This is a genomic window from Myxococcales bacterium (genome assembly GCA_022184915.1).
Classification (GTDB): domain Bacteria; phylum Myxococcota_A; class Polyangia; order Fen-1088; family Fen-1088; genus JAGTJU01.
Map to the genome: position 1 here is coordinate 81284 of JAGTJU010000002.1, position 17700 is coordinate 98983.

The following is a 17700-nucleotide window of genomic DNA, read 5'->3' on the forward strand; positions in this document are numbered from 1 at the left end:
ATGAACTCATCACGCACTCTGATCAGCTTGTGTCTCGGTACCTTCGCCTTTGCTTCGCAAGCGTACGCAACGAACGATCCGGCGCCATCGCTTTCGGATGAGGCGCCTGCGCCTGTGCTCCGCACCTGGGGCATGGAAGCCGACTTGCTGGTGCCGTTCATTCCGGAGGCCGAGATCATCACCATTCGTGGGACCCGCACGCTCTGGGGGCAAGGGCAACCTCTGCATGGCGACCTCGTCTTAGGCGTGTTTCTTCGTCCGAACGTCGAGCACGACATCGTCGAAGAAATCGATGAATACCTCTTCACGATAGGCTACAGGCAGTACCTGTGGAGAGGCTTGCATCTCGAAGGGCAAGTCGATCTTGGCTACGCCTGGGGCACGCGCAACAGGATCGACGGGCGTGACCATAACAACTTCGCGATGCTCGTCGAAGGACACGCCGGGTACCGCTTCGATTTCGCACCATCGGCGGCCACGAGCCTCTACCTCAACCCTCAGGTGGGTGTCATCCACGGGGCCATCACGGACATCGGACCCCGGGGAGGGAAGTCAGACACCTTTCTCTCGGCCAAGATCAATCTGGGCGTGCAGTTCTAGCGCACCAACGTAGGAGTCATCATGAAGCGCAACACATTGATTGGTTCATGGGCCTTCGTTGGCCTGTCTGTGGCAAGGGCGGCCGCCTCGGCCGCGTCGTCCCCGCCCCCCTCGGGACGCCTCGTGGCCGAAGTGGAGGCCTTTGATCCCATGCGAGGCGAACTCGGGTGCTCTCTGTTCCGAAGCGCCAAGGGTTTTCCGGGAGACATTCGTCACGCCGTCGTGCAAAGGCACGCGGTGGTCAGCCGAAAGGGCCAGTGCGTGTTCGAGGGCCTCGCACCGGGGACCTACGCGCTGTCCCTCATCCACGACGTGAACGGCAACAGGAAGTTCGATACGAACTTTCTTTGCATGCCGAAGGAGCCGTGGGGCACCAGCAACAACGTCACCCACAAGTTCTCGGCGCCAAGCTTCGAGGAAAGCGCGTTCACCATCAGCGCAGGAGAAACCAAGCGCATTGCGGTGGTGCTACACGCACGCTGAAGGACCGCAGAGCGCGCCGTGGCGACGCGCGCCTCTCCGAAGCGGCTGATCAGCTCCTTGGGATCTGGGACATTTTCGGAACCTTCGATGGTTCCCGTTGTCTGAACGGAAAGAAGGCGAAAAGAAAGCACCCCGGTCGGGGGCCTCATGAACGCGCTGTTGTTCCTTGTCGGCAACGTTCTCGTGGGCGTTGACCGGGATCGCGTTCGTTCCAGCGGAACAAGGCCCTCCCGGGCCTCCCGGGGCCACTCGCCACGCCACTTCAGGGCTACTCCCTCGAGGTGCCATCCGTTCCAAGGAGTTCTGATCATGTCCACGTCCAAGGTCCCGCTTTGCTTCCCGATGGCAGGCCTGCCGCCGTGCCCCGAGATCGAGGAGCTCGGGAGCCACGCGATCGAGGTGCAGGCGTCTTTCTGCAACGTCGTCATCAACACCCGCCACCTGACGGACCCGAGCGGAAAGCCTCACGACTCCGCCGGCAAGGTGGTGACTCTGGTGGGCTGCGTGCTGGGACTCGTCGGTTTGGTGACCTTGGTGGGGGCTTCGATCCAGGACGGCCATGAAAAGGAGCGTTTCGAGGCTCACCAGGTTGCGGGGAAGGATCTCGAGAAGTTCCCGCGCGGCAATGGAAACCCGGCCCTCGACGTGATCTTTTCCGGCAGCCTGATCACGGGCGTAGCGCTGGCCTACATGGGGCTCAAGCGATGGGGCCACAGTGAGAAGGACTACATCATCGGCAGCGTGCCGGGCGTCGATGCTCCCATGCCCCCCGAGTACCTGGGCGGTGAAAGGTTCAGGTTAGTGCGTGCGACGGGCGCCGACTTCTCGGTGCAGACCACGCCACAGATGCAGGGCGAGGTCTACCTCTCCGGCCAGGCGATCCCGCTCGCGCAGTTCGTCCAGCAGCGTGGCCCCGCATTCCCACTGCCCGAAGGGGCACGCGTGCGCCTTCAGCTCGGCGAGGCGGGTTTCCTGGTGTCTTCCGTGGCGAAGCCGCGCACACTGCCGGTGCCCATTTTTCTGTGGAGTTGGGCCGAGCAAAAGTTCACTGCGGGGGCTGCCGCAGTCCTGCTGCTTTTCCTCGTGATCATTTTCTCCGTGCCGCCGGATCCGAAGTCACTCTCCCTCGATCTTCTCAACACGCACCACCGCTTCGTCAACTTCCTCATCAAGCCTCCCGAGGTGAAAGAAGAGGAGGTTCCCGAGTTCCTCAACAGCAACAAAAACGACGACAAGGGCGGCAAGGGGAAGCGCCACAAGGGCGACGATGGGAAGATGGGTAAGGAGCCGTCCAAGAACAAGCAGGGGCTTTACGCCTGAAGGGTCCGCCGGACAACCCCGATCCTCACCTCGCCAAGAAGCTGGGTGAAGAAAACGCCAAGAACGCGGGTATCCTCGGGATGATCAAGGCCGACGAGGGGTCTCACCTTGCGTCTCTCTTCGGTCGTGACACGGCCCTGGGAACAGATGCGGAGAACGTGCTGGGCGGCCTTCTCGGTAACCACATCGGCGAAGCCTACGGCGTTGGCGGCTTGGGGCTCGTTGGCACCGGGTCCGGCGGTGGCGGTACCGGTGAAGGAACGATCGGTCTTGGAAATCTGGGGACCATCGGCAAAGGTAATGGCGGCGGAGACGGGCTCGACTATGGGCGCAATGTTGACGAACTCCGCGGTCGTCGTACCAGACCTCTCGGCGTCATCTCAGGTGTGCTTGCGGTGCGCGGCTCGCTCTTGACCGAATTTGCCCGCTGGTACCTCGGCGAGGTGCGCATGAACATGTTCTTCATGGCGGAGATGGACATGCACCACCTGACGGTGCGTGGGCAAGAGCGCCTCAAGGACATCAGCCTTCGCCATGTGTTTCGCCCGCTTGGCGAGGTGTTTTCCGGCTTCTCTCCGCTGGCCAAGGAGCCCTTCGATCCCGAGCTCTTCGTCACCAGCTGGATGGCCCTGCAATCCTCGATTCCGGCCTCTCTCATGCTGGGCGACCAGAAGCTCGACCAACTGCTGCGATTCCAGGTCGGGTTGTTTCTCGAAGGGCTTCTCAAGCGGCCTTGACGATCTCGTCATGATCGGAAGATAGGCGCGCGAGGACAGGCGCTCACCCTAATAGACGAGCCGCGCGTTAGGCAGCGAAGGAACGGGTAGGGGCCCGCGAAGACGCATTGCGCTGTTTGCGAGGGACAGGGCAACGGGTTCGTGGGGATTGTGACGAATCCCAAAAGGTGCGAAAGCTTTCGATATCAAGGATGGGCATCTGGTTCCTGAGACGGCTGCACCTGCATGAAGGAAGCGTCGAGGCCCCTGACGGCCATGCGCTTATGCCTCAAGCGATCGCTCAGAGCGAGCGCCTTCTCGCCGCGCTCTTGGCGAGAAGACACGTCCGGAGCCGGGTTGGCTCGTGCTGAGCCGCTCATGCTGCCAAGGAAGAGCGCTGCCAAGGCAACGAGAACGTTACTCCCGATCGCTCTTCCGGACCCCAAATGTCTGCTGGATCCGCGCTGCGCTGAGGAGGAATCAGTGGGGCCCGATACGCCGGGCTTGGGGCAGGGTTCCCGGGCCGGTTGCGAGGCCTGGCGCCAACGGTCAGGCTTCGGGAATGGCGAAGCTTGCTCCCCTTGTTGCGGATGCGGATTGGAAACGCCGGGCGGTGTTCACCAGCGATGGCTACTACGCGCTCGAGACCGAAGACACGCGGGGGGTTCCCGTGCGCCTGTTTTTGACACCCACGTTGCTGGCCGAAGCGGAGACCACGCTGTACCGGCAGATCGTCAACGCCACGCGCTTCCCGGGGGCACGTTTGGTAGCGATCACACCTGACTCGCACTACGGCTACGGAGTGCCCGTTGGATGCGTGATCCTCACCGATCGCGCGGAGGGTGCCGTGGCGATGGGGCCTGTCGGCTTCGACATTGGCTGCGGAATGATGTCGGCGCGCTCTGACGTGTCTGCTGACTTGGCAACGCCTGACCGCAAGCTCGCGTTCAACCGCGAAGTGATGGAGCGCGTCTCCATGGGCGCCGGAGGCACCAGCCTCCGCTTGGGCAAAGTATCAGATGGCGAATTTCAGAACCTCGTGCGGGGTGGGGCTGAATACTACGTCGACAGGTACGGAGCTGCGTTCGACCGCAGCCGCGCCGAGCGGCACCGCATTCCCGTGGACGACGGGTGGCAGATCCCCTGGGGTGGCGAGGGCAGGCCTGAGCGGGGACGGGAGCAGCTTGGCTCGCTGGGGGGCGGTAACCACTTCATTGAGCTGCAACGGGCGGAAGAAAGCGGGTCGCTCTTCGTTCAAGTGCACACAGGCAGCCGCGGTTTTGGACATGGCCTGGCCACAAACTACTTCTCGATGGCGCGTACTGAACACCCGGAGCAGGGCGATGACATCGATCTCGGATACTTTACGCCGAGCTCGCGCCACCATCGCGCCTATCTGAACGCGGTGGCCGCGGGGGGCAACTATGCCATCCTGAACCGTCTCATCATTTTCGAGCAGATCTCCGAAGCCTTTCGCAAGGTCTTCCGCGCCGATTTGGAACTTGTTTACGAGATCTCCCACAACCTGGTCCAGGCGGAAACGCACCCTGACTTCGGTGACGTTTGGGTGCATCGCAAAGGCGCAACGCGCGCCTTTCCCGGTGGCCATCCGGCGCTGGCTGGAACGATTTGGGAGACGAGCGGCCATCCGGTGCTGATTCCCGGCAGCAATCGCGACTACAGCTATATCCTGCGACCGCTTCCAGGAGCGGTGCGAAGTGGATACTCCGTCAACCATGGTGCTGGCCGGCGCATGTCTCGAGGCGAGGCGCTGCGACAACTCGATCAAAACAAGGTGAATGAGCAGTACCGTCGCGATGGCATCTTGGTGAACGTTGATGGGAAAGTGCCTCTGGACGAATCGAGCGCTTGCTACAAGCGGGCAGAGGATGTGGTGCAAGCCGTTGTCGACGCGGGCTTGGCTACCATCGAACACACCCTGTGGCCTCTGGCGTCGCTCAAGGGGACCGACGAGGCGCGCGGGTCCAAACGCGCACGCCGCATGCGAGATCGTTCGCGGGACAAGGACCGCAATGCAGCCCGAAGGACGAAGGTCCATTACTGAAGCACGGGCTCGACGGGGAGAGGCTGAGAGTCATCCGCCCACGCACCCTTTTCGGGTGCGAGGTGACAGCCCCCGGCCGGAAACACGGGGGCAGCAGCCCAACACGAGGTTCGCACGGCTCCTGCTGTGCCCCCTTTTCATGCCGTTGTCGTCGAATCTGGGCCTGTTGTACTTGGCGCTGGTCACGTGGGGCTTGGGTGCAACCTCTTCGTGGGCCAGCGCGTCCTCCGTGGACACCCTCGTCGCCGCTGAACGTGGTAAGGCAAATAGGATGAATCATCAGCCGAGGCCGGTGCCACGAAAAAGCGGCAGGCCTCGGGTAAAGAGTTGATCCGATTTGCCATCCCCGTCCGACGAAGGGGGTATGAGGTATTCGGACCCCAGCGTTGTGCAGTTGCGGCGGGTTTGTCTCCTGGCGACAGGTCTTTTTGTATCATGCACTGCATCGGTTGGCTCCCCGTCTCCGCTAGATGACCAGGACGATGATGTGGGCGAGCAGGGTGGGTCCCCCCCAGGCAACGAGTCACCCTCAGGGGGCAGCGGTCCAGATCCCATCGTCAGGGGTGACGCCACGCCCGGCGGATCCGTCATGCGGAGACTCAACCGCGAAGCCTACGCGTACACGATTCGCGATCTTCTGGGAATCGAGTCGGAGGTTGTGCGGCGGTTTCCTGACGACCAGCGCGCCTTCGGCTTTTCCAATAACGGATCCGTGCAGCCCGCATCGCCAGCGACTACGGCGCTTTGGTACGACGCCTCAGAAGAAATCAGCCGTGCGATGGTCAGCCCAAACACCGAGGCTTACAAACGCTTCGTCAGCTGCACGCCTTCGGGTGTGGATGCGTGCGCGAGAAAGATTGTAGGTGCCTTTGCCACCGCGGCTTGGCGGCGCCCCGCCACGGGTCAAGAGGTGGACGACTTACTGGCACTCTACGAAAAGGTCCAAGAAGCAAATGCGGGCGCAGATGCGCTCGCAGGCCTGCAAGCAGCATTTCAAGGCGTACTGCTATCCCCACACTTCATTTTCTTGGTGGAAGAAACCGGCGCCGAGCAAGGTCGCGGGCTGAGCGGCCGAGAACTTGCCGCACGCCTGTCTTATCTGCTTTGGAGCAGTGTCCCCGACGAAGAACTCTACGAAAAAGCCGACAGCAATGCACTGACAGACCCAAACGTTCTGCGCCAACAAACGGAGCGGATGCTCAAAGATCCGCATGCCACTCGGCTCGTAAAGGCTTTGGCTTCTGAATGGTTGGGGCTCCAACGTCTTCGGATACACCAACCTGATCCCGCACTGTTCCCAGAGTTTACAAGCGATCTGAAGGCCGACATGGTCAAGGAAACCGAACTCACTCTGGCGGGATGGCTCGAAGACAACGCCTCAGTCTCCGCGCTGCTCACCAGCGATGTGTCGTATATCAACAAGCGACTTGCGGCACACTACGGCCTACCCACGGCTGGCGACGAGTTCAAGCGAACAAACTTGGGGGGGAATCGTCGGGGAATCCTGACCCAGGGCAGCGTCCTGACGGTGACCTCAAGGGTCGATGGGACCTCGCCGGTCGTGCGTGGCGTCTGGGTGCTGGAAGATCTGCTTTGCATCACCCCACCCCCGGTTCCCGACAACGTGCCCGCGATACCTGAACAAGACCGCTCTACCAAAACCGCCCGTGAAGCCCTGGAAACCCACAGCGTCCCTGAAACGCGTTCAGGGTCTTCAAGGTTTCTTTGCCTGGCCCCCACTCCGAAAGCCACATTCCGTTGGGCATGAACATACCTGTGCGGCACGAAAGCTGTCCCCGCCCGGGAACCGATGCAGTCCCGTCAAGGCGCAGCCGCGTTCTCGTACGCCTCGTCAATTCGGCTGAGGATCTTCATGTTGCCTCGTCGAGTCACAAACCCCCGCTGCACTAGAAACATTCCGCAGACAAGGGTGGCGAGCCCAAACACGAACCCACCCGTCGCGAAGCGAGGAAGTGAGAAAACATGTTCCACGTTCATGACGGGGCCTTGGCGTGAGGTGACGACAACCGAAGCCGGTGGAAGCGGTCTTGCGAGTTCCTCGAGACTGTGTGCACTTGGCCAAAGGGCACCGACGTTCGAACGCACCCGAAGGTGCGGAAGCTGAGGCAGAGCATGTTCGTACCAAGCCTCTCTCTCCCTTTGGGCTTGGCGCTGCTGCTCCTCGAGACGTTGAACTGCGGGTTCAAGATGCTCCTCGAAGGCGACCTCAATCCGTGCCGTCATGAGATCGGCATAGTTCTGCGCTGCTTCGAAACTGCTGATGCCCTTGGAGAACACGGACGAAAAACGTGGGCCATCTGCGTAGATCGCCTTCTTGAAGCTCTCGAACTCAGGTAGCTTGGCGAGCTGCCGGCTGTAAACCTGCATGGCCCCTGGATCCGAGCGCAAGCTCCTCAAGGCGGAAAGGGTGTCGTCGTCCTCGCGCGATTGGATACGCTCCGCTCGCCTCTCCGCTTCGGCAGCGACGTCATGTAGCTTCCGTCTTGTCAACCAGGAAGACGTTTCGACCTGCGTGCATCGAAGCCGCCCCATCCACGTGGACTACCATGCCCTTCTTCACAGAAGGAGCCTTGACGAGGGCGCCCAGTGACGGAAAGTGAAGCTCGGGGCTGAAGACCGTACGAACCGCCCAAACCATCGTCGTTGCCTCATGCCGGCTCATGGTCATAAGTGACGCTGTGGACCCAACCACGACAGCCATCACGCCAACTCCGAGTGCCATGTTCCTTCGTATCTGGAGCAAGCCGAGCTTCACCTCAGAATGGATCCGTCTCTCCTGGTTCAAAGAGACCACAGGAAGTCCAAGCGTCAATACCGGAGACGGTACCTCAGCAACCTCAACCGCCGTGGGGGCACCGTCCTTCAGATGGGAAAGCCAGTGCGACGGAAACTGCAGGCTGACTCCGTCAATGCAGTAGCTCGTCTGGTGGTGATTCCCGATGCGAACATCCAGGATCTCAAGGGGCCCCTTCAACTCCACGACATGAACGTCATCGTCGGAATCGGGTGAGGCAAGAGTCTTCGCCGCTCGAAAAGACAGCCACGAAATTGCGGCACCCGTGAGGAGCGCAACGGCCGGCATCCAGTACGGAAGGTCGACACTGAGGAGCAGGACCGCGATTGAAAGGCCCAGGATGCCAAAGAGCCATCCACCGAACCGCCAAACGGAGCTGTGATCGCGAGAAAAAGTGGCAACGTACGCCCGCTCTTCCGGGGTCGCCAGCCGCTGTATGCGGCGAGGTGCTCTGCGCGTTGTTCTCCTTTTGGACACGAGATCCGAAAAGATCCATCAGAATCGGTGCGACGTCCAGAACCAAACCGACAAGAAGGTCAAGCGTCTATCGCTGAATTCCTCGAGCCGTAGAGCTTCTCCCCACACGCGGCGTGCGAAGACGATGCCGAACGAAAGGTTCGCGGGGATGGCGGCGTAGCAGCAGCGAGCTGCGACGGAGCGGCAGGCGATCTCGGGTTCGCGGACGCTCTGGACGCAGCGAGCGACGTCGCGCGCATCGATGGGGCCCCTGAACGTTCAAAGCCAACGGAACGATCGTAGGCAACGGGCTTGCGGCCGTTCACCAGGTGTTCGTGAGTGGCGATGGCGACGTATTCGCAGCGAATCGCAATGGCGGAGTGTCGCATTTTGCGTTTTCGGCTGACGGTAGATTTTTGCCCAAAGGCACGATCGGAGGTGGACAGGCGCGTGGTGTCGCAACCGCGCCTGATGGCAAGCGCCTCTACATGACGGGTGCATCCAATGCCATTCGCCAGTTTGATCTGGAGAGCGGGACCGAGTTGGCTGCCGTAACGCTGGCGACGCGAGGCAACCTTCATTACCTGGCCATTCGCAAAGGTCAGCTTTACGCCGCCGCACTCGACGATGGCAGAGTCTATCGGTACGACATCCAGGCAGATGATGCTCTGTCGTTCGTTGACGCCATCAGTGTCCCTTCTCCCATTCCGTAGCCGCGAGCCTTCGCCACCAGTCGCGGAAGGCGGTGCGCCGGCAGGGGGGCCCCGATTCACGCGCTGTGGCAGCTCCGCCCGCTGGCGGACGGCATGCGAGGCCGCCCCTCAGGGTGGCCCCCCCCAACCGATGGGAAACCACGGGATTTTCTAATTGAGAACGGCTTCCCCAGCTCGGAGCATGAAGGGACGCCTTCCGCACCGGGAGGTTCACCTTCGAAGTCATGCGCTCGCTGCGCCTTGGGCAACTGCCCGGGAGGTTTCGTCATGCACATCGCTCTCGTTTGGCGTTCGGCCGCCCTACTGGTCCTCGTTGCCGGCTGCGCCGGGGACGGAGGCCCGGGCGAACGCGATCCCGGGGGCGAAGGCGGGGACACGGGCGCCAGGGCCGGGGCAGGGGGCAATGCGGCCTCCGGCGGCCGAGACGGCGAGGGAGGAAGGGACAGCGTGGGGGGCTCCGATGGGGTGTTTGCAGGCGCCTCTGAAACTGAGGTGGTGGAGGGGGACGGACAGAGCGCCACCGTGGACACGGCCGTAGCAGTTCGTCCACGCATCGTCGTGCGAAATACCGCAGGCCAGCCGGTGGCGGGAATCGCGTTCACGTGGGCCGTCACCGAAGGCATGGGACAGATCACCAACGCCGACAGCGTCACAGGCAGCGACGGGACCGCGGCGGTGGGCAGCTGGACCTTGGGGCCCAGCCCCGGAACGAACCGCCTCGAAGCCCGTTTTCAGGGACTACCGCCGGTGGTCTTCACGGCCACCGGTGTTGCTGACAGCCGCGGCAGCCTCGTCGTGCATGAGGGCAATGATCAGACTGTGTCCGTCGCCACCGCGGTGCCCGTGCGCCCCGCCGTCAGGCTGCAGGGTGGCAACGGGGCCCCCCGGGTGGGCACGAGCGTCACGTTTCGTGTGACATCGGGCGGAGGCACCGTGAGTGGCCCCTCCGCCACCACTGACGTGAGCGGTGTGGCGCGCGTGGGCGGCTGGACTCTGGGCAACACCCCGGGGGACAACACGCTCGTGGCCGAGGTCGAGGGCTTGCCGCCCGTGTCCTTCCGGGCCGTGGGTGTAGCGCTCGGCGCACCGGTGCTGCCGGAGCCAGAGGTGGTCGTCGAAGGACTCGACAACCCCTGGGACATCGGGTTTGCGCCCCGCGGTCCTGGACAAAACCCCGTCATGTTATTCACCGAGCGTCCCGGGCGTCTCAATGCCCTCATCGACGGAAGCCGCGTCACCGTTGCCGATCCGCCTCAGGTCAACGAACAAGGACAAAGCGGCATGCTGGGCTTGGCCGTGGACCCGCAGTTCAGCTCCCATCGCTTCGTATACGTCTATGTCGCCTGGAACACGAACGGCACCATCGACAACCGTGTCGTGCGTTGGCGCGTGTCTGAAGATTTTCGGAGCGTTTCCGATCAGAGGTTCCTCGTGACCGGCATCCCCTACGCGGGTGGCGGTCACTCGGGCGGTCAGCTCGCGTTCGGGCCGGACGGATACCTCTACGTGAGCACCGGCGACAACCGGAACGGAGCGCTCCCCCAGGATTGGAACAGCTTCGGGGGGAAAGTCCTGCGCATCACGCGCGACGGGGCCGCGACACCCGGTGGCTTTGGCCGGGAAAGCAAGCTGTACGCTTACGGCTTCCGCAACATCAACGGCCTGGCGTTTCATCCCGCCTCGGGCCAGCCGTACACCTGTGAGCACGGCCCGGGCTCGCCCACGAACGACGAGGTCACGCCGCTTGTCCAGGGCGGCAATGGCGGATGGAACCCGGGGCCCGGCAATGATGGCTATGGGGGCACCCCCATGACGAACATGAGTTTGCCGAACGTCATGTCGCCCGCCTTCGGCCTGCCTTCGGAGGGCATGTCAGGTTGTGCCTTCGTGACGGGCGGCGCCTGGGGCGCGTGGAGCGGCCGCCTTTTCGTTGGCTCTCTCGCGGGGCGCCGGATCGTCACGGTTGCGCTGGATGCCGCGGGCACCGAGACCCTTGCAAGCGACCGCGCGCTCGACGCTGAGCGCTACCGACGCCGGGTTCGGGCCGTGGTCCAAGGGCCTGACGGCGCTGTGTACGTCACGACAGACGACAACGCGCCCCAAGGTCGTATCTGGCGGGTTCGTCCTCGATGATGAGGGCGGCCTGACCCCGCTTTGGCTTTGCGCACGCCCGGAGGCAAGCGCACCGCAACGGCGCTTCTGGTTCTTCAGTCAACCCACCGCGCCGATTGCCGGTTGCCAGGCAAGCGGCTAGGTTTGCGCTGATGTCCGAGCCACCCCCCCCCGTTCGACGCCGGCCCCATTTCGGCTTGTGGCTCGTTCTTCTCACCTTCGCATGGGGGGCGGGAACCCTGTTGTTGTTCAGCGACGGCGCAGTTTCGTTGTACGTGGACATGGTGGCCCTTTACGTGGGGGCCGTGGTGGTTGGCATGGCGGCGCTCGTGACCCTCATCGCGGGGTCCGTTTCGCGCGCGGGCAATCCACCCGGCGCCCCCCGCCGTTGGCTGCCCCTCGCCACAACGTGCCTGGTGATGGCCATCGTTCCCAGCCTCTGCCGCTACGCTGTCCCGTTCTCGGTGCGCTTTTCCTTGAGTGAACAGTCTCTCCTGGCCGCCGTTCAACACGCTTCGTCTTTACAGGTGAAGCCCGGCTGGATCGGCTGGTTCGATGTGCGGCAGGTCGAGTTCGAGGATGGGACTACGCTCCTTGCGACAGGGGTTTGTGCGGTGAAAGCCCGTTGCGGGATCGCTTACAAGGCCGATGGACGTCCCTCGCCCACGGAACGTACGGCCTACAAGGCGTTTCGAGGGCCCTGGTGGCTTTTCGAACAGCGTTCTCCTTAGCTCTCTCATGGTGGCGCTGCTCGACACGGCCGAAGCGGAAGAATGACGGCCTGAACCGAGCCCCGGAGGTCGGCTGTTCTGGGGATGCTGCATGCGCGCTCCCCCAGGTCCTTGTCCCTGTGATAGTTTACGACGCACCATGACCACCTCCAGTTGGCTAATCGTTGGCGCCGGGGCGCTCATCGTGCTGTTCTTCGTGCTTGCGCACAACACGCTCGTCGGGCGCAAAAACTAGGTCGAGAACGCCTTCGGCGCCATCGACGCCATGCTCAAGAAGCGCTTCGACCTGATTCCGGGGATCGTCGCCACGGTCAAGCAGTACGCACGACACGAGCAGGACACGCTCACCCAGCTCACGGAGCTGCGCGCGCGAACCGGCACCATGGCGACCAGCGAGCGCGTTCAGAGGGAGAATCAAATCTCGCACGCCCTTGGCAACATCATGCTCGTCGCCGAGAACTATCCCGAGCTTCGTGCCAGCGAAAACTTCCAGCAACTGCAGCGAGCGCTCAACGAGCTGGAAGAGCAGCTTTCTGCCGCCCGCCGCGCCTATAACGCGGCCGTCACTGACTACAACGATGCCGTTCAGATGCTGCCCACCAGCCTCGTGGCTTCACTGCTCAAGCACCAGAGGATGGCCGTGTTCACGGCCGAGGCCGCCGAGCGCAAGAACCCGGACGTTCAAGCGATGTTCCAGTCATGAACGCGCGGCAGAAATTGGACACGGTGCTTCCCGCGCTGGAAGCACGTCGCAAGCAGATTCTCATTCGTGGCCTGGCCACATTGACGGTTACGCTGGCCATCGGATTCGCACTGCTTGCGGTGACCCACGTGCCATGGCCCACGTTCGACCTCCTCGCTTCTTTCCTCCCCATTCCGCTTCATCTGGGCCACGTTCTCACGCTGGTGGCTGCGCTCGGCGTGGCGGCCCTCGTGGTGTTCACGTCCGCACAAAGCTTCCGAGCCGACTTCAAGCGAGACGTCGTAGGAACTTTGGTGCACGAGATTGAGCCGACCCTCACTTACACACAGTACGGAGGGTTCACCTGGCACCTGGTCTGCGCAAGTTCGAGCCCACCTGGTTCCGCCCGTTGACTCGTGCATCGTTCATCGAGGGCCTGCGGCGCGACTTGCGCTTCGTGGCCGACTTGGTCGATGAGCTCAACCTGAACACGCGCATCTGGTCAAAGACCTGACAGCGCCCGGCGCGTTCACGCGCCACGAACGCCGCGGGCCGGCTGCACCTCCCGCTTTGCCGTGCCTACCAAACGCAGCGGCGGAAGTTGGCCATCCACCAAAGCAATGCGTACGTATTCAGCAAGTACGGCTGCAACGGTCAGCCCCAGTCCGCGTCGACCGGCCCCATGGGCCCCAGCACATCGCCCGTAATCAAGCCCCTGAAGGCTCCGGGCACGCGCCGCGCTGCGGTCCGAATCGGCACGAGACGGGCGTATGGCTTGCCGTCTTTGGCAATGATCACGTCCTCCCCGCGGTGAGCCTGTTCGAGGAGCCTTGATAAGTGAGTCTTGGCCTCGTGGATGTTGGTCTGAATCGCCATATTTCGGGCTGAGTCCGTCAGTATGACCGACGCAAGTGGGGCCGTCATGACGTCGTAACCCCACCGGGCGTGGCCGGGGCCCACGTCGGGCGTTCACTGAAAGTTCGCCAGCGCCCACGCCTTGCGCACGCGTCGTTTGGCTCGTGCGCGGCACGTGTCGCGGCCGTACGAGACCTCCACGTGCGTTGCCGAGAAGCTGACGATCCCGGGATCCATCTCGACGACGGCGTCTACAGGGAAGCCCCAGTCATGGCCCTCGCGGCTTGCGTAGAGCGTGCAATCCCGCGCGGACATGGGCGGCGGGGCGGGCGCTCTGGCGACGTCGAAGAGGCGATCGGAGATCGTGTTCCAAAGTAAGACCCGGTACCCGGCTTCAAGACTCCCGACGAGCGCGACAAAACGTAGGTCCGGGCTTGGAACGGCGGCGAAGGCGTACCACGTGCGTTCATCTTGCCAACGCTTCACTTCACCTGTGGCTTCGTCCAGGTAGGCCATGGCGCCGTAGGGCTCGAAGGCCCCTTGCTCCCAGGCCCCACCGACGATGTAGCTCTTTCGTTCCGGCACGTACCCGAAGAGCCGCCATCGCCCAAATTGTTCATGCTCGATGCGTGCTCGACCACTCCCGTCCGTGTATTCCATCTCGATGCGGCTTCGTCCGAAGGGGCCGTCGTGCCGCGTCTGCACCGATATCAGGCCGAAGCGGGCGCGTGTCGTCGTGCCCGTCAACCAGGGCGAGGGCTCGTACGTGACCGGGATGGTTCCACGCTGAATGTCCAAGCTCTCGTCGGCGTCCGGACGCGCACGTTCTGTTTCGGCATCTGCTCGTGCCGAAGCGTCAGGCGCGGGCGCAGTGGTCAGGTGATTTTGCTGCGGCTGGCACGCCCATGCAGCCCCCCACGCCCCTAGCGTGATCCACGGGAGCTTCGTGCGAGGAATTCTTTTCACGGATAAGCTCGTAGGAGGGTAGGGCTTGGCATGGAATGACCTTCGTTCTCGCCGCGCGCCCTCGACGCAGGAAGTGCGCACGCCATCCCGGGGCCTTGGCGTGCGCGCGAGGGACTCAGGGCGACGTGGGCGCCGCTGCGGTCTGCTCTTGTTTCTTGAGCTCTTCGTTGGCTGCGATTTCCACCTGAACGCGGCGGTTCTGCATGCGACCGTCTTCGGTGCCATTGTCGCCGATCGGCTTTTCGTCGGCGAAGCCAATCGCGCGCATGCGGCTGCGCTCGACGCCCTGGGCTTCGAGGTACCCGATCACCGCTTCGGCGCGCTCCGTGGACAGCTTTTGGTTGCGGGCCTTTTTGCCCTTGTTGTCGGTGTGGCCCTCGATGATGAGGTCCGTGTCCTTGTACTCCTTGAGCACCTTCGCGAACTCGGCCAAGTCGCGCTCGGACTGCGGCTTGAGCTTCGCCTTGTTCGTGTCGAACAGGATGGCCGAGTCGAACTTCACGAGCAGCTTGTCGCCCTCACGATCGACCTTGGCGCCCTTGACCTCTTTGAGGGCCTGTTCTTGCTTGTCCATGTAGCGGCCAATGAGGGCCCCGGTTCCCGCGCCCGCCGCGGCGCCCACCCCGGCGCCGATGAGCGCGCCGGACTTGCCGCCGGCCAGGGCACCGATGCCCGCGCCCAGCAGCGCGCCCGCACCACCCCCGGCCACCGCGCCCTTGCCCGTGTTGCTCGCACATCCCGCGATTCCCAAGCAGCCCACCAGCCCCACGCTCACCACCGTGTTTCGAAAAGCTCTTCTCGTGACTGTCTGCGACGGCATGGTCGTCCTCCTACGCATGTTGAGGCGCCGAGTATATCCGCGATGGTCCGTTTCGGTGATCGGGAGGCGCTGTGAGAGCCAGAGTCGTTTTTGGGGGGCATTCGCAATGGCAACGGGGATGTGTGCGACGGCGCGGGTTCACGCACGGCTTTGTCGCTATGCTCGCGGGGCACCATGGGTCAGCCCCGCCGCCCCCGCCTCTGGCTCGTCGCCGCCCTCCTGGGGTTGGGGAGCGTCGTGGCCGGCCTGGCGCTGTGGCTGTCGTTCGACCTGCGATCGGCCCGCTGGGCCGTAGCGCCGGTGCCTGTGCCCCGCGAGGATGGCCGGCCGCGGGTGGTGAGGGGCCCCTACTTGCAGACCCTGACGCCGAAGAGTGTCCTCGTCCGTTGGCGTACCGACCTGCCCGTGGAGGGGCGGGTTGCGTTTGCGACCGTGGCAAACCCCACCAAGCGTGTGGTCCGGGAGTCTGCGGCCACGCGGGAACACGAGCTTTTGCTGGGCCCGCTCGCGCCCGGGACTGCCTACGCTTACGACCTTGTGGGCCCTGACGACGCTCCGCTTGCCGGGGGGCCTTCCGTGACCTTCACCTCGCCGCCTGGCCCGGCTTCCCAAGCGCCAGTTCGTGTCTGGGCGCTGGGCGATGCGGGTACGGCCTCCGAAGGCGCACGCGCCGTGCGCGACGCATACCTGCGCCATGCGAAGGGACGCCTGCCCGATGTGTGGCTGATGCTGGGGGACAACGCCTACACGCGGGGCACCGACCTCGAGTACCAGGCCGCCGTGTTCGAGACGTATGCCGACATTCTTGCGCGGGTGTCCCTGTGGCCCACGCGGGGCAATCACGATCAGGGCGAAGGTCTCGCGGCGCCCTACTTCCAGGTCTTCAGCCTGCCCACGCGCGGCGAAGCGGGCGGGCTCGCGTCGGACACCGAGGCCTACTACGCGTTCGAGCACGGCAACACGCATTTCGTGTGCCTGGATTCCTACGGCAGCGATCGCGGCCCGGAGGGCCCCATGGTGTCGTGGTTGCGGCGCGATCTTGCGACCCGTGATGCCCGCTGGACCGTGGTCTTCTTTCACCATCCCCCCTACAGCCGCGGCACCCATGACTCCGACCGCGAGCGCGCGATGATCGAGATGCGCAAAAACGTGCTGCCCGTGTTGGAAGAGGCGGGCGTGGATCTCGTGCTCACCGGGCACAGCCACAACTACGAGCGCTCGGGCTTGCTCGCGGGGCATTACGGGGCGAGGGCGAGCTTCGAGGCCCACCACAAGCTGGCCTCGGGCGGACCGGGAGTGGTGTTCGAAAAACGCGTGGGACCGCGTGGAGGCACCGTGTACGTGGTGGCCGGGGCTTCGGGCAACGTGGGGCGGCGGTTTGCGGGCCTGGATCATCCCGCCATGGACGTGTCGTCGGCCACGTTGGGATCCGTGGTGCTCGAGATCTCCGACGAGGCGATCGAGCTTCTCTACCTGGATGCCAACGCGACGGTGTTCGATCGCTTCACGCTGCGCAAGCTCGCGGCCCCTCAGGGGCGGCGCGGCGGCTGACAGGTCGGGCAAAAGAACGTGGTGCGCGCGTGCACGCCTTGTTTGCGCTCGACGATGGGCGTGCCACAGCGCCGGCAGGGCTGCCCGCTTCGTCCGTAGACCCACAGCCGCGCGCGCGGATCGGCGCGCCTCGTGGTCCGGCGCAAGCCTGTGTACGTGGGCGCCTGGACCTGGGGGTCGAGGGCGTTGTCGCGGATTGACGTGCGCGCCAGCTGCACGAGGCGCGCCCGGGTCGTGAGGTCGAGATCGGCCACGAGCGCAAACGGGTTCACCCCGGCCATGAACAGCACCTCGGACTTGAACACGTTGCCAAGCCCGGCCATCACGCGCTGGTCGAGGAGCGCTTCGGCCACCTCGCGTCCTTCTCCGGCCGCCAGGTTGGCGAGCGCCTGCTTCGTGCTGAATCCCGTATCGAGCAAGTCGGGCCCCAGGCTGCGGAGCTGGGGGTCACGCGCGAGGGCCGCGGCGGTGAGGAAGCGTGCCACCGGCACGTCGAAGCCCACCGCCACGAAGGCCTCCGTTTCGAGAACGATGCGGGCCCGGCTGCGGGCTTTTTGCCAGGATTCCCCGGGGCGGTAGACGTGCCAGCTGCCACTCATGCGCATGTGTGTGACCAGGATCAGATCGTCCGATAGGCTCATGAGAAGGTGCTTGCCCCGCGCCTCCACGGTTTCAACCGTGCGGCCTGCCACCGGCCTGCCCGCATCCACGGTCGCGAGGTGAGCGTAGCCCGTGTCGAAGCGCGTGACCACACGCCCCGCGAGCGCCAAGGACAGCGTACGTGCGGCACGGAAGATCGTATCGCCTTCGGGCAT

17 protein-coding genes are annotated in these 17700 nt (G+C 63.9%); 13 read left to right on the forward strand and 4 right to left on the reverse strand.

Features of this window, described 5'->3' with window-relative positions:
- The 12 genes from KA712_07960 (at position 1) to KA712_08015 (ending at position 13106) form a co-directional block, all read left to right on the forward strand.
- On the forward strand, positions 1-600 hold the full coding sequence (locus KA712_07960; protein MCG5052879.1) for a hypothetical protein: 600 nt from the start codon (positions 1-3) through the stop codon (positions 598-600).
- Positions 601-621: 21 nt separating this feature from the next.
- Entirely contained in the window at positions 622-1083 is a 462-nt protein-coding gene (locus KA712_07965) for a DUF2141 domain-containing protein (GenBank protein ID MCG5052880.1), read from the forward strand.
- 309 nt (positions 1084-1392) lie between these two features.
- Positions 1393-2403, forward strand: coding sequence for a hypothetical protein (locus KA712_07970; GenBank protein ID MCG5052881.1), 1011 nt, complete (start codon positions 1393-1395; stop codon positions 2401-2403).
- Positions 2404-2561: 158 nt separating this feature from the next.
- Positions 2562-3140, forward strand: a complete 579-nt coding sequence (locus KA712_07975; GenBank protein MCG5052882.1) for a hypothetical protein — start codon at positions 2562-2564, stop codon at positions 3138-3140.
- Positions 3141-3681: 541 nt separating this feature from the next.
- Entirely contained in the window at positions 3682-5184 is a 1503-nt protein-coding gene (locus tag KA712_07980; GenBank protein ID MCG5052883.1) for an RtcB family protein, read from the forward strand.
- Positions 5185-5773: 589 nt separating this feature from the next.
- Positions 5774-6952, forward strand: coding sequence for a DUF1592 domain-containing protein (locus KA712_07985; GenBank protein ID MCG5052884.1), 1179 nt, complete (start codon positions 5774-5776; stop codon positions 6950-6952).
- Between the two features lie 1014 nt (positions 6953-7966).
- Positions 7967-8215 (forward strand): hypothetical protein, encoded by a 249-nt coding sequence (locus tag KA712_07990; protein ID MCG5052885.1) that lies wholly within the window; start codon positions 7967-7969, stop codon positions 8213-8215.
- A 575-nt stretch (positions 8216-8790) separates the two neighbouring features.
- Entirely contained in the window at positions 8791-9168 is a 378-nt protein-coding gene (locus KA712_07995) for a hypothetical protein (GenBank protein ID MCG5052886.1), read from the forward strand.
- A gap of 267 nt (positions 9169-9435) precedes the next feature.
- Entirely contained in the window at positions 9436-11301 is a 1866-nt protein-coding gene (locus tag KA712_08000; GenBank protein MCG5052887.1) for a PQQ-dependent sugar dehydrogenase, read from the forward strand.
- Positions 11302-11432: 131 nt separating this feature from the next.
- The gene (locus tag KA712_08005; GenBank protein ID MCG5052888.1) at positions 11433-12011 is read left to right on the forward strand and encodes a hypothetical protein; all 579 of its coding nucleotides are present in this window, start codon (positions 11433-11435) and stop codon (positions 12009-12011) included.
- A 265-nt stretch (positions 12012-12276) separates the two neighbouring features.
- Positions 12277-12714, forward strand: a complete 438-nt coding sequence (locus KA712_08010) for a LemA family protein (GenBank protein MCG5052889.1) — start codon at positions 12277-12279, stop codon at positions 12712-12714.
- Positions 12711-13106, forward strand: a complete 396-nt coding sequence (locus KA712_08015) for a hypothetical protein (protein MCG5052890.1) — start codon at positions 12711-12713, stop codon at positions 13104-13106. Before KA712_08010 ends, KA712_08015 begins: the two co-directional genes overlap by 4 nt.
- Positions 13107-13347: 241 nt before the next feature.
- On the opposite strand, the gene KA712_08020 is transcribed toward KA712_08015, so the two are convergent.
- The 3 genes from KA712_08020 to KA712_08030 form a co-directional block, all read right to left on the reverse strand.
- Positions 13348-13569 carry a type II toxin-antitoxin system prevent-host-death family antitoxin gene (locus KA712_08020; protein ID MCG5052891.1) on the reverse strand — a complete coding sequence of 74 codons (222 nt, stop codon included), beginning with the start codon at positions 13567-13569 and terminating at the stop codon, positions 13348-13350.
- Positions 13570-13662: 93 nt separating this feature from the next.
- Complete coding sequence (locus tag KA712_08025) at positions 13663-14514, reverse strand: hypothetical protein (GenBank protein ID MCG5052892.1); 852 nt, start codon at positions 14512-14514, stop codon at positions 13663-13665.
- A gap of 115 nt (positions 14515-14629) precedes the next feature.
- A complete protein-coding gene (locus KA712_08030) occupies positions 14630-15334 on the reverse strand; it encodes an OmpA family protein (protein MCG5052893.1) in 705 nt (234 codons plus the stop codon).
- Positions 15335-15508: 174 nt separating this feature from the next.
- Between KA712_08030 and KA712_08035 the strand changes: the two genes are divergently transcribed.
- A complete protein-coding gene (locus KA712_08035; protein ID MCG5052894.1) occupies positions 15509-16885 on the forward strand; it encodes a metallophosphoesterase in 1377 nt (458 codons plus the stop codon).
- Here the strand turns inward: KA712_08035 and KA712_08040 are convergent.
- The gene (locus KA712_08040) at positions 16864-17700 is read right to left on the reverse strand and encodes an Fpg/Nei family DNA glycosylase (GenBank protein MCG5052895.1); all 837 of its coding nucleotides are present in this window, start codon (positions 17698-17700) and stop codon (positions 16864-16866) included. The genes KA712_08035 and KA712_08040 overlap by 22 nt on opposite strands.

What these genes read in the sequence shown, in the direction of transcription:
- KA712_08030 (MCG5052893.1), bottom strand. Translation starts at nt 15,334, where the DNA reads ATGCCGTCGCAGACAGTCACGAGAAGAGCTTTTCGAAACACGGTGGTG.
- KA712_07980 (MCG5052883.1), top strand. Translation starts at nt 3,682, where the DNA reads ATGGCGAAGCTTGCTCCCCTTGTTGCGGATGCGGATTGGAAACGCCGG.
- KA712_07970 (MCG5052881.1), top strand. Translation starts at nt 1,393, where the DNA reads ATGTCCACGTCCAAGGTCCCGCTTTGCTTCCCGATGGCAGGCCTGCCG.
- KA712_08010 (MCG5052889.1), top strand. Translation starts at nt 12,277, where the DNA reads ATGCTCAAGAAGCGCTTCGACCTGATTCCGGGGATCGTCGCCACGGTC.
- KA712_08000 (MCG5052887.1), top strand. Translation starts at nt 9,436, where the DNA reads ATGCACATCGCTCTCGTTTGGCGTTCGGCCGCCCTACTGGTCCTCGTT.
- KA712_07985 (MCG5052884.1), top strand. Translation starts at nt 5,774, where the DNA reads ATGCGGAGACTCAACCGCGAAGCCTACGCGTACACGATTCGCGATCTT.
- KA712_07965 (MCG5052880.1), top strand. Translation starts at nt 622, where the DNA reads ATGAAGCGCAACACATTGATTGGTTCATGGGCCTTCGTTGGCCTGTCT.
- KA712_07960 (MCG5052879.1), top strand. Translation starts at nt 1, where the DNA reads ATGAACTCATCACGCACTCTGATCAGCTTGTGTCTCGGTACCTTCGCC.
- KA712_08040 (MCG5052895.1), bottom strand. Translation starts at nt 17,700, where the DNA reads ATGCCCGAAGGCGATACGATCTTCCGTGCCGCACGTACGCTGTCCTTG.
- KA712_07990 (MCG5052885.1), top strand. Translation starts at nt 7,967, where the DNA reads ATGGATCCGTCTCTCCTGGTTCAAAGAGACCACAGGAAGTCCAAGCGT.
- KA712_08005 (MCG5052888.1), top strand. Translation starts at nt 11,433, where the DNA reads ATGTCCGAGCCACCCCCCCCCGTTCGACGCCGGCCCCATTTCGGCTTG.
- KA712_08035 (MCG5052894.1), top strand. Translation starts at nt 15,509, where the DNA reads ATGGGTCAGCCCCGCCGCCCCCGCCTCTGGCTCGTCGCCGCCCTCCTG.
- KA712_08020 (MCG5052891.1), bottom strand. Translation starts at nt 13,569, where the DNA reads ATGGCGATTCAGACCAACATCCACGAGGCCAAGACTCACTTATCAAGG.
- KA712_08015 (MCG5052890.1), top strand. Translation starts at nt 12,711, where the DNA reads ATGAACGCGCGGCAGAAATTGGACACGGTGCTTCCCGCGCTGGAAGCA.